This window comes from Fictibacillus sp. BK138, assembly GCF_004216955.1.
In the GTDB taxonomy this organism is placed as follows: Bacteria; Bacillota; Bacilli; order Bacillales; family Fictibacillaceae; genus Fictibacillus.
The window spans coordinates 45,156-57,001 of the sequence record NZ_SGXL01000006.1 but is presented as its reverse complement, the minus strand read 5'-3'; the positions used below and the strand labels follow the sequence as shown (position 1 = coordinate 57,001).

Genomic DNA, 11,846 nt, shown 5'->3' with positions numbered 1-11,846 from the left:
CCATAAAAGTGTTTGACTTGCTCTCATTTGTTACTGACGGAATTAATTCTTAATTCCTTACCTTTGCTTTTGTTCAGTTTTCAAAGAACTTGTTTAACCTTTTTTAATGCCGCTCGTTTTGGCGACTTTATTAGGTTATCATGCCGCAACCCTTGTTGTCAACAGCTTTCTCAAAAAACTTTAAATCGTTTTAGAGAAGCAATCAACACGTTAGTATTCCTTGCGACGAAGAATAATATACCACCATTTTCGCTCTTGTACAATAGTTTTCCTTAAAATAATTAAACATTTTTTCTTCAAACAAAACCGATATAGTGCTAATTACAATATGGGCTAAGCAATTCACCTTTAAACACAAGATATTGTGAAATGGCAATTGCTTGGTCAGCACCCCATTTATCTTTCTCAAAATAAAAACAATCCATTCCTGTTTAAATAAAAAAACCAGCACTAGGCTGGTTTTAAATAACTTATTTCTCTGAATGACGCATTTGCGGGAATAACAATACGTCTCGGATAGATGGTGAATTCGTTAATAACATAACTAAACGATCAATACCGATTCCAAGTCCGCCAGTTGGAGGCATACCATATTCAAGTGCCTCTACAAAATCTTCATCCATCATGTGTGCTTCATCATTACCTTCAGCACGTTCTTTTAATTGCTCTTCAAAACGTTCGCGCTGATCGATCGGATCATTAAGTTCCGAGAACGCATTAGCATGTTCGCGTCCTACGATAAATAATTCGAAACGGTCCGTAAAGCGCGGATCCTCTGGATTCTTTTTAGCAAGAGGAGAGATCGCAACAGGATGTCCGTAAACAAATGTAGGCTGAATAAGCTTTTCTTCAACAAAATGCTCAAAGAATTCATTTACAACGTGCCCGTAAGACATATTATCTTTAACTGGCACATTATGCTTCTTAGCTAATTCGCGCGCTTCTTCATCTGACATCTCCGGCCAGAAATCTACACCCGCTGCTTCTTTAATGGCATCGACCATATGAACTCTCTTCCAGCGAGGCTTAAGATCTACTTCGTAGTCACCATATTTTACAGTAGTTGATCCAAGCACATCTTCAGCAATATGAGCGATCAGGTTTTCAGTAAGTTCCATAATATCAAGGTAATCAGCATAAGCTTCATACAGTTCAATCATCGTGAATTCCGGGTTATGGCGAGTAGATACACCTTCATTACGGAATACACGGCCGATTTCATAAACCTTTTCAAGACCACCGACGATTAGACGCTTTAAATGAAGCTCGATCGCGATACGCATGTAAAGCTCCATGTCCAATGCATTGTGATGTGTAATAAACGGACGGGCAGATGCACCCCCAGGAATAGAATGCATGGTTGGTGTTTCAACTTCCAGGTAGCCATGGTCATCTAAGTAACGACGCATAGATCGGATAATCTTTGAACGAGAGATAAAAGTATCTTTTACTTCCGGGTTCATGATCAGATCAACGTAACGCTGGCGGTAACGCTGTTCAACATCTTTTAATCCGTGGAACTTGTCTGGAAGAGGACGCAAGGATTTAGTTAAAAGCTGAAAGTCTTTCGCTTTAATAGAAAGTTCTCCAACTTTTGTTTTGAAAACTAACCCTGTAATCCCTACCCAGTCACCAATATCAATAGTATTGAACAAATCATATTGATCTTCGCCGACTGCATCCTGTCTTACGTAAATCTGAATTTTACCAGTTAAATCCTGAATATGAGCAAAACCAGCTTTACCTTTTCCGCGCTTAGTCATGATACGACCAGCAAGAGTTACTTCAATCTCCTGACTGTCGAGTTCTTCTTTTTCAACTTCTCCGTATTCATTTGCAAGATCAGCAGCTGTATGGGTACGGTTGAACTTTGTACCGAACGGATCTAATCCTTTCTCTGTTAGAGAAGCTAACTTTTCACGCCGCACACGCAGCAAATCATTTAATTCTACTTCTTGACTCATGGGAACACTCCTACCTTTAGCAGTTTTGAATATCTATTATGTTATAAGTTAAATTTTCACCCGCCGGTACTTGTATACAAATCAATGTATTTACTGTTTTGCCAATGGCGGCTTTTGCAATTGGGGACTGAATAGAAATCATATTATCACGGGGATCCGCTTCATAAGGATGAACAATCGTGTATGTGTATCTCTCTTTATAGACGGTTTCCTCTATTGTAATGGTTGAACCGGCTTCTACAAAATCTCCCGCTTCTCTTACAACTGGCCAAGTAACAGAAGATGATAATACACTCTCTATCTCTTCCATCCGGCTCATTATGAAATCTTTTTCAGGTGAGTTCCGAAATTCCTTTTTGCGTTTTTTCAAGTATTGAAGTTCTTTCTCAAGCTTCCTGGTGCCTTCTTGTGTGAGTTTTAGCATATTCATATGCTTTTCCCCCTAAATTTTATAATATAAGAAAACACCGGCTGCTGTTTTGACCATTTAAGCAAACAACAGCCAGTCATCTGATGATCTGGCTGTATGTCACTATAATTAGCTGATTTTTTGCTGTATCTCTTCGACTTGTTCTACGTAATTGAACAATACCTTGCTCATGTCATCACGCGTCGTCATCTGGTTAATTTCATTTCGAACAGTTCCTGTCTTTGGTAACCCTTTAAGATACCATGCTGCATGTTTTCTCATTTCTCGAACTGCAACATCTTCGCCTTTAAGCTCGATCAAACGATCCATGTGCAGCATGCAGATGTTCATTTTTTCACGAGCATCAGGTTCCGGAAGAATCTCTCCTGTTTCCAGGTATTGAACGGTACGGTAAAGCATCCAGGGATTTCCGAGAGCCGCTCTGCCGATCATTACACCGTCAACGCCATATTTCTCAAGACGTTCTTTTGCTTCTTGGGGTGTTGAAATATCACCATTTCCGATTACAGGAATCGAAACATTTTGTTTTACTTCTTTGATGATATCCCAATTAGCTGTTCCTTCATACATCTGAACACGTGTACGACCATGAACCGCTACTGCTGCACCGCCTGCACGTTCGACTGCCTGTGCGTTTTTTACAGCATAAATGTGATCTTCATCCCATCCGACCCGCATCTTTACTGTTACTGGCTTTTGAACAGCATCTACTGTTGCAGCTACCATCTCATAGATCTTGTCTGGATCAAGGAGCCACTTTGCCCCCGCATCACACTTTGTGATTTTAGGAACCGGGCATCCCATATTGATATCAATTATATCTGCATTTGTATGCTTATCAACGTATTTAGCCGCAGCTACCAATGATTCACGTTCTCCACCGAAAATTTGAAGGCTTAACGGTTTTTCACGTTCATCTACATACAGCATCTTAAGCGATCTTTCATTTTCATAAAGAATTCCCTTGTCACTTACCATCTCTGCACACACAAGCCCAGCTCCAAACTCTTTTGCGATCAAACGGAATGCAGGGTTGCACACACCTGCCATAGGGGCAAGGACAACAGGATTTTTCAATGTAATATCACCGATTTTCAACGTCCATATCACCTCGTTTCCAATCATTTAATAAAATCTATCTGCTTACTGTAACTCTTCAACGTTAATGCAAAATTGATTCGCTATTTTGTGGAGTAAATCTACTTTGGGCTTTCGGCTGCCCCTTTCCACCTCGCCAAGAACCGACACCGAAATACCGATATCTTTAGCTAGCTGCTCTTGTGTATAGCCTTTTAACTTTCTGAACGCACGGATGCGCCTTCCCAGTCTGTCTTCTTCCATATGCGTACACCTTCTTTATCTCTTTGTTCGCAAAGGACTTGATGTAAAGAAATTGTTTTATCCGGATAAATATTATCAGGAGCAATTTCACTAAGAGGTATCAGAACAAATGCCCTTTCAAGCATACGTGGATGCGGAATTTCTAAGTCTTCCGTCTGTATACTTACACTATTATACAATAAAATGTCAAGGTCTATTGTTCGAGGTCCCCATTTTTGAACCCTTTTTCTGTCCAGATTGTTCTCCACCTCTTGCATTATACTCAATAATGCCTGTGGAGAAAGACTGGTTTTGAGTTTTATGGCTAAATTCAAAAACAGCGGCTGATCAGTAAATCCAACTGGGTCTGTCTCATAGATAGAAGATACACTTTCTATTAAAACATTTGGATATCCGTTAAGAAGCTCTATTGATTTTTTGAGCAGTCCTTCCCTGTCTCCCATATTAGAACCGATAGACAAGTAAGCTGTATTGATTTGTTTCATCTAACTTCTGCCCCTTGTGATCTCCACAGCAACCGAATCATAATGTCCCGGGATTGGAGGATCAGGTTTTATTACTTTGACCGTTGTTTCATCAACTGAAGTGAACTTGCCAAGCAAAGAGGCAGCGATGCTTTCAGCCAGAGACTCTAGAAGTTTAACTGGATCTCCCTCAACGATCTTCTTTACTGCATCATAAACTTCCTTATAGTTAACCGTTTGATCTAGTTCATCAGTAAGTCCCGCTCTCGAAAGATCCATCGACAGTGTTACATCTACGTTGAACCGCTGGCCGAGCTTTTGTTCCTCAGCAAAAACGCCGTGATAACCATAAAATTTCATACCTGTCACATACATTTTATCCATGGCTCTCAGCACCTTTCCCGAGCATTATATCCATCATTTTTGCCATCCTGCTCATTTCTTTAACATCATGAACACGAACGATCGAACATCCTCGCTCAATGCCAAGACATACTGTAGCACCGGTTCCTTCCATACGTTCATCAACTGGAAGATCCAGCGCTTTTCCGATCACGGATTTTCGGGAAGTACCCAGCAGTACGGGATAGCCCATATTAGTTATTTCATCCAGTCTTCTCATGGTTTCAAGATTTTGCTGAAAGGATTTTACGAATCCGATACCAGGATCAAGTATAATGTTTTCTGGTTTAACACCTGCCTTAACGGCTATTGCTATACTATGTTCTAAGTCAGCAATCACATCGGCCATGAACTCCTGATAGTTGGTATCGAATCGGTTATGCATTAAGATCACCGGTACATTTGTTTCGGCCATAACACGCGGCATCTCAGGATCCAGTTTTGCACCCCATACATCATTGATGATATGAGCACCAGCTTGAACTGCTTGTCTTGCCGTTTCTGCTTTATACGTATCGATCGAAATCGGAACATTGACTTCCTTTTTCAATGCTTCAATGACAGGGATCACCCGTTCCAGTTCTTCATCTAACGTTACTTTTAGAGCTCCAGGTCTAGTGGATTCACCGCCAACATCAATAATGTCAGCTCCGTCCTTCACCATCTCTTTTGCGTGGACGATGGCTTGCTCAATCCGGTTATGATGTCCGCCATCTGAGAAAGAATCAGGAGTTACGTTGAGGATCCCCATCACATATGTTTTTTTCGAAAAATCGAGGACGTATTCTCCGCATACAAGCTTAGGCTGATTCATGATCATTTCATGCATAGACTATCTTCCCTTTCTTAAACCCTTAAATCGTTCGGCGTCTATTATTCGTATCTTCCTTGTACTTTGCTTTCAGTTTTTGAAAAAACTGTCCGTTCGTTCCAGGAAACTGTTTTTGTTCGAACCGGTTAACCGGGACAAGTTCCTGTATCGAATTCGTTAGAAATACTTCATCCGCATCATGAAGTTCATTTATTTTATAATTCCCCGTTTCAAAAGGAATGTTCAATTTCTTGGAAGCATTTAATACCCATTTTCTTGTAATTCCATTTAGAATACCTGTTGATAATCCCGGAGTGAACAAGGTTTCATCCTTAAACCAAAAAAGGTTGGAGACTGTGCCTTCACTGATGAATCCTTGTTCTGACAGGAAAATTCCTTCTTGGCCGACTGGATCCTTAAGCTCTCTTTTGCCAAGTATACTGTTTAAATAGTGATGGGACTTTAGCCTTTGTTTACCTTCAGGAGTGTTGCGGACAGTATTGAGTACAATCAGTTCTTTCGCTGAAGGCAGCTGGTTCGGTAGTGGCTTCGTAAAAAGAATAACCGCAGGATTTTCATAAGGCTGTGTTTGCAAACCTATATCACCGTTGCCTGCCGATACGTTTAAACGAAAATAGGCATTTTCAAGTTTGTTTTTTTGCAGAAGAGTCTGCACCACTTCTATAACATGATCTGTATTTAATTCTGCATCAATATTTAACTCTTTAAGTGCTTCATGAAGCCGTCCCATATGTTCATCAATCAAATAAGGGAAGCCATTATATGTTCTGAACGTTTCAAACGCTCCAAGACCATACATGAATCCGTGGTCATAAGGAGATATTTTGGCCTCTTCCTTCGCTAGAACTTTTCCGTTTATATAGATGTACATACGTTTTTGCCTTTATAGAAATCAATAAAGTTTCTTAAGAGTTTCTTTCCGTCCTCCGTTAAAATAGATTCTGGATGATATTGCACCCCTTCGATCGGGAGTTCTTTATGGCGGATTCCCATAATCTCGCCTTCTTTTGTCCACGAGGAAATCTCAAAACAATCCGGCAGCGTTTCTCTTTTGACAATCAAAGAGTGGTAGCGTGTTGCAGGAAATTCCTGTTCTAAGCCTTCATATACGGTTTTTCCATCATGAAGCACCGGAGAAACTTTGCCATGCATCAATCTGTCCGCCCGTATTACGTCTCCGCCAAAAACCTGGGCGATCGCCTGGTGTCCGAGACATACGCCGAATACAGGAATCTTCCCAGCAAAATATTCAATTGCTTTTAAACTAATGCCCGCTTCATTCGGAGAGCATGGGCCAGGGGATATCATCAGAAATTCTGGATTTAACTCCTCGATCTCTTTAATCGTAATTTCATCATTTCGTTTTACGACTAGCTCCTCACCCATCTCACCTAAATATTGAACGAGGTTGTACGTAAAAGAATCATAGTTATCAATCATTAAAATCATCTCGTCTCTTCTCCTCTCATGTACTGTTTTATACCAAAATTGACCCGAGCTCACTTTGCTCTTTGGCACGCCACAGCGCCTCTGCTTTTTTCAAACTCTCTTTATATTCACTTTCCGGTATCGAGTCAATGACAATACCCGCGCCTGCTTGAACATGCGCAGTTCCATTTTGACATACCATCGTGCGTATTGCGATATTCATTTCTGTATCACCGTTAAACCCGATCCATCCGATACTTCCTGTATAAACGCCTCTTCTGACTGGCTCAAGTTCTTCAATGATCTCCATCGTTCTCACTTTCGGCGCACCCGTTATTGTTCCACCAGGGAATGTCGCTTTGATACAATCGAACGCATCACATTCCGGACGAAGCTTACCGACTACATTTGAGACAATATGCATAACATGTGAATACCTTTCGATCACCATGAACTCATCTACCTTAACTGTTCCGTAGGCTGAAACTTTGCCAAGATCGTTTCTTTCAAGATCAACGAGCATCACATGTTCTGCACGTTCTTTTTCATTTTCGATGAGGGTATTTGCAAGCTCAAGATCTTCTTCTTCCGTTCTGCCGCGCGGGCGTGTACCTGCTATAGGCCGGGTACTTACACAATCGCCTTTTTTCTTTACTAAAAGTTCTGGAGAAGCACTTACCAGCTGGAAATCAGGGGTTTGTAAATACCCCATATAAGGTGAAGGGTTAATTCTTCTTAATTCCTCATATATGTTAAAAGGCTCCGTCTGCAGTGCCTTTGATTGGCGCACAGATAGATTCACCTGAAATACGTCTCCGTCAGAGATATAGGATTGGATCTTTTTGACCGCTTCAACGAAAACATCTTCAGTCATAGATACATGCTTAAAGTTGTCATCGTTTGAAAAACTTTGGTCAAAAATTCTTGCAGTCTCCGGGGAGCTAGGTGTGTGCCACATCTCCTTAAAAGCACGCAGCTTGTCCAGGCTATATGGATCGTCTTTTTCTTCACTTAACACAAGAATCCAAAGCTTGTTCGTCTCATGATCATAAACGAATACATCTTTGAATAATAAAAAGTATAAATCAGGCAGTCCGAGGTCATCATCTGCACGTGCTGGAAGTTTCTCGAATTCACGAGTCAGGTCATAACTCAAGTATCCGATTGCCCCACCTGTAAAATCCGGCAGACCATGAACGGGTTCGATCTCAAAATGCTTAAACCATTGTTGAAACTCTTTGTAAACGGGTCCTTTTTTTATCGAGATCCCGTCGTCTGTTTTTACCGTTAAAACATTTTCTTTTCCAGAAACCTCAGCAAATGGCGAAAGTCCGATAATACTGTACTTTCCTGTTCTTCCGCTCTCCAATAAAACATGACGCGGTTCGGTTGCCGACAACGTTTTATATTTAAAAAACCACTCTTCTTTCGAAAGCGGAATGTTAGTATGCAGCACATGCCATTTCTTGTTCTTCCCCATAAGGTCACTCTCCCAAAAATCTTCTGTTTACATTGTACATGAGGCATTTCACTTTGGCACATCTTTCTGTCAATTTCCTGCATTTTCAAACGAATTTATGTATGATTTTTGCTTTGGCAGTGTTGATTTCCGCTCCAGGATGCTCACTTTCCGTGTGGCGTGCGGTCAGTCTCTTAAGTTTTGCCTTGATTTTAGTTCCTTTGACCGAAGAAAGACGATCTTGAGCGTAACTAAGGTCTGTTTGAGCGAAGCTAGAAGATTTTGAGCGTAACTCGCCATTTTTGAGCGTAACTTAAAGATTCTGAGCGAACGTGTAATAAATATAAGAACACATACCGTAAAATTTACAACAAGTACCCGATAACGGGTCTAAAACGAAGCTTTCGCGTTTCGTCGTTATCTTTCGAATAAAAAAAGCCCCCATAAGGGAGCGGTTATGCTAGTCTTCGAATTGGTATAGCGGTGTGCTTAAGTATCTTTCACCGTTGCTTGGAATTACAGCGAGTACCTTTTTTCCTTTTCCGAGCTTTTTGGCTACTTTTAAGGCAGCTGCGATTGCGGCACCTGAGGAGATGCCTCCTAATAGGCCTTCTTCACGGGCTGCTCTTCTTGCCCATTCAAATGCTTCATCATTTGAGATCGTTAAGACTTCATCGTAAACATCAGTTTTTAAAATATCGGGAACAAATCCTGCACCTATTCCTTGTATCTTATGCGGTCCTGGTTTTCCGCCTGAAAGAACAGGAGAATCCGTCGGCTCTACAGCGTAAATTTTCGCTTCCGGATATTTTTCTTTAATTACCTCACCTGCACCCGTGATCGTTCCGCCTGTACCGATGCCTGACACAAATGCATCAAGACCGTCAGGAAATTGTGCGATGATTTCTTTTCCGGTCGTATTTTTATGAACTTTTGGATTTGCTTCATTTTTAAATTGCTGAGGCATGAAATAGCCTTTTTCTTTTGATAGTTCCTCAGCCTTCCGGATCGCTCCGCCCATTCCTTCGGGTCCTGGAGTTAATATAAGTTCTGCTCCGTATGCTCTTAACAAATTCCGTCTTTCCATACTCATTGTTTCAGGCATAACAAGAACTGTTTTGTATCCTTTTGCTGCTGCAACCATCGCTAATCCAATTCCCGTGTTTCCGCTTGTAGGCTCGACGATCGTGTCCCCCGCTTTTAACTTGCCGCTCTCTTCAGCTTCTTCGATCATCGCTAATGCAATCCGATCTTTTACACTGCTTCCTGGATTCATAAATTCTAATTTCAAGTACACATCTGCCATATCATCTGTTGTTAAGCGATTTAATTTCACAACAGGCGTTTGACCAATTAAATCTGTAATCGACTGTGCCACACGTGCCATTTGACATCACTCCTAAAACCGAGTATTTTTATTGGATTAATTGTATCAACTTTGGAAATTAAGTGTCAATTTAAAAGCCTGTGATTTCCGCCCTATTACAATCGTACGCTAAAAAATAATTTTCATGTGTAAATCAAAACCCGGAAAGATTCCGGGTTTAGGATTTTGCTTGTTCAAGCAAAGTTTGAAGTTCTTCTTTTGAAAAAACATAGGTTGCGTTACAAAATTGGCAGTTTGTCTCCGCTTGACCGTCTTCTTCAATAATATCTTTGATTTCTTGTTCTCCAAGACTTACAATCGCTTGTCCGAACCGTTCGTGTGAACATGTACATTGGAAGCGGACCGGTGACTTTTCTAAAATTCGAACCTGATCCTCTCCTAAAAGCTCAAATAAAATTTCCTCTGGAGACAATCCTTTTTCGATTAAACGGGAAATAGGAGGTATTGCATTTATACGTTCTTCTAGAAGGTCAACGATACTATCAGAAGCATTCGGCATTACCTGAATGATAAAACCGCCAGCTGCTTTGATGGAATTATCCGGATTTACAAGAACTCCAACACCTACTGCAGAAGGAACCTGTTCTGAAGAAGCAAAATAATACGTAAAGTCTTCACCTAGTTCACCTGAAACCATCGGTACTTGTCCTGTGAATTTTTCACGCATACCGATATCTTTTAAAACAGATAGATATCCAGTCTTTCCAACAGCTCTTGCCACATCAAGTTTCCCTTTGCTGTTTAAATCAAAATGAGTCTGAGGATTCGTAACATAACCGCGCGTTTCACCCTTCGTGTTGCTGTCCACGATGATTACGCCGATCGGACCTCCGCCTTCAATTTTTACTGTGATTTTATTATCTTCGCCTTTTAGCATCATACCCATCATGGTAGTAGCAGTCATCGCTCTTCCTAGTGCAGCTGATGCTGTCGGCCACGTATTATGTCTTTGCTGCGCTTCGCTTACCATCTCTGTTGTTGAAATAGCATAAGCACGAATTTGCCCGTCGAATGCAAGGGCTTTGATTAAATAGTCATTCATAATAACTCATCCTTTTAGCCGTTCTTGTTTTTATCATAAATAAGCAGTAGACCTTTTAATGTTAAGAAAGGATCTACATGGTCAATAACACTGCTTTCGGCTGCGATCAGATTCGCAAGACCGCCTGTTGCGATTACAGTTGGTTCAACCGGTGATTGTTCCTTCATTCTTTTTACAATACCCTCTACTTGTCCTACATATCCATAAAGTATGCCGGCTTGCATAGCATTAACTGTATTTTTTCCGATCACACCTTCAGGCTTTGCGATCTCGATACGCGGAAGTTTAGCTGCTTTCGTGTAAAGCGCTTCTGTAGAAATATTGATACCTGGGGCTATTGCACCGCCCATGTATTGCTTATTTTCATTAATATAGCAGTAAGTTGTAGCCGTGCCAAAGTCCACAATGATCAATGGAGAATCGTATTCATGAATGGCAGCAACCGCATTCACAATACGGTCAGCTCCAACTTCTCTGGGATTTTCATACTTTATGTTCAGCCCGGTTTTAATACCAGGACCAACAATCAATGGACGCTGATTAAAATATTTCAAGCACATACGCTCTAATGCGAACATGATTGGAGGAACAACAGAGGATATGATTATTCCTTCAATTTGTTCTTTATTAATATTCACATGGCGAAACAGATCGAGTACCAGCATGCCGTATTCGTCTTCTGTCTTTTCACGTGATGTGTGAATTCTCCAATGGTGCTTCAGTTCATCGTTCTCATATAGCCCTAAAACAATATTCGTATTTCCGACATCAAACACAAAAATCATGAATTTGTCCCCGCTTCTTATCTTAAGTTTCTATAATAGTTATAACACAAAACGTATAGGAGTAAAGTAACGTGGCTTATTGGAATACTCGTTGAATAATCTTTGGTGCTCTTGGAAGTGGTTGATTTCCGTTACAGATACTCGCTTTCCGCGGGGCAGGCGGTGAGCCCCTTGCCGCTACGCGCCTTAAAGGGTCTCACCTGACCACTTGTCCCGCAGGAGTCTCGCACCTTTCACTCCAATCAACTAGTCAGTGAAGAGAAAGAACATCAATAAACGAAACTAAAAGAAAAAACCTTTTTATTAGGATGG

Annotated in this window: 13 protein-coding genes; all 13 read right to left on the bottom strand. The window is 41.0% G+C overall.

Annotated features, from left to right (window positions below; genetic code table 11):
- Nucleotides 1-470 precede the first annotated feature (470 nt).
- Nucleotides 471-1,964 carry a lysine--tRNA ligase gene (gene lysS / locus EV282_RS19720; protein WP_130297532.1) on the bottom strand — a complete coding sequence of 498 codons (1,494 nt, stop codon included), beginning with the start codon at nt 1,962-1,964 and terminating at the stop codon, nt 471-473.
- 16 nt (nt 1,965-1,980) lie between these two features.
- Nucleotides 1,981-2,394 carry a GreA/GreB family elongation factor gene (locus tag EV282_RS19715; protein ID WP_130297531.1) on the bottom strand — a complete coding sequence of 138 codons (414 nt, stop codon included), beginning with the start codon at nt 2,392-2,394 and terminating at the stop codon, nt 1,981-1,983.
- Between the two features lie 108 nt (nt 2,395-2,502).
- The gene (dusB, locus tag EV282_RS19710; RefSeq protein ID WP_130297530.1) at nt 2,503-3,519 is read right to left on the bottom strand and encodes a tRNA dihydrouridine synthase DusB; all 1,017 of its coding nucleotides are present in this window, start codon (nt 3,517-3,519) and stop codon (nt 2,503-2,505) included.
- 18 nt (nt 3,520-3,537) lie between these two features.
- Complete coding sequence (locus EV282_RS19705) at nt 3,538-3,735, bottom strand: helix-turn-helix domain-containing protein (protein WP_130297529.1); 198 nt, start codon at nt 3,733-3,735, stop codon at nt 3,538-3,540.
- Entirely contained in the window at nt 3,687-4,220 is a 534-nt protein-coding gene (gene folK, locus EV282_RS19700; protein ID WP_130297528.1) for a 2-amino-4-hydroxy-6-hydroxymethyldihydropteridine diphosphokinase, read from the bottom strand. Before folK ends, EV282_RS19705 begins: the two co-directional genes overlap by 49 nt.
- A complete protein-coding gene (folB, locus tag EV282_RS19695; protein ID WP_130297527.1) occupies nt 4,221-4,583 on the bottom strand; it encodes a dihydroneopterin aldolase in 363 nt (120 codons plus the stop codon).
- Nucleotides 4,576-5,430, bottom strand: coding sequence for a dihydropteroate synthase (folP, locus tag EV282_RS19690; protein WP_425590208.1), 855 nt, complete (start codon nt 5,428-5,430; stop codon nt 4,576-4,578). The genes folB and folP overlap by 8 nt, the downstream gene beginning before the upstream one ends.
- A gap of 25 nt (nt 5,431-5,455) precedes the next feature.
- Nucleotides 5,456-6,304, bottom strand: a complete 849-nt coding sequence (gene pabC, locus EV282_RS19685) for an aminodeoxychorismate lyase (protein ID WP_130297526.1) — start codon at nt 6,302-6,304, stop codon at nt 5,456-5,458.
- Nucleotides 6,289-6,882, bottom strand: a complete 594-nt coding sequence (pabA, locus tag EV282_RS19680) for an aminodeoxychorismate/anthranilate synthase component II (RefSeq protein ID WP_130297525.1) — start codon at nt 6,880-6,882, stop codon at nt 6,289-6,291. Before pabA ends, pabC begins: the two co-directional genes overlap by 16 nt.
- 28 nt (nt 6,883-6,910) lie before the next feature.
- Entirely contained in the window at nt 6,911-8,341 is a 1,431-nt protein-coding gene (locus tag EV282_RS19675; protein ID WP_130297524.1) for an anthranilate synthase component I family protein, read from the bottom strand.
- Between the two features lie 439 nt (nt 8,342-8,780).
- Nucleotides 8,781-9,707 carry a cysteine synthase A gene (cysK, locus tag EV282_RS19670; protein ID WP_130297523.1) on the bottom strand — a complete coding sequence of 309 codons (927 nt, stop codon included), beginning with the start codon at nt 9,705-9,707 and terminating at the stop codon, nt 8,781-8,783.
- 157 nt (nt 9,708-9,864) lie between these two features.
- Nucleotides 9,865-10,749 (bottom strand): Hsp33 family molecular chaperone HslO, encoded by an 885-nt coding sequence (hslO, locus tag EV282_RS19665; RefSeq protein ID WP_130297522.1) that lies wholly within the window; start codon nt 10,747-10,749, stop codon nt 9,865-9,867.
- 14 nt (nt 10,750-10,763) lie between these two features.
- A complete protein-coding gene (locus tag EV282_RS19660) occupies nt 10,764-11,534 on the bottom strand; it encodes a type III pantothenate kinase (RefSeq protein ID WP_130297521.1) in 771 nt (256 codons plus the stop codon).
- Between the last annotated feature and the right edge of the window lie 312 nt (nt 11,535-11,846).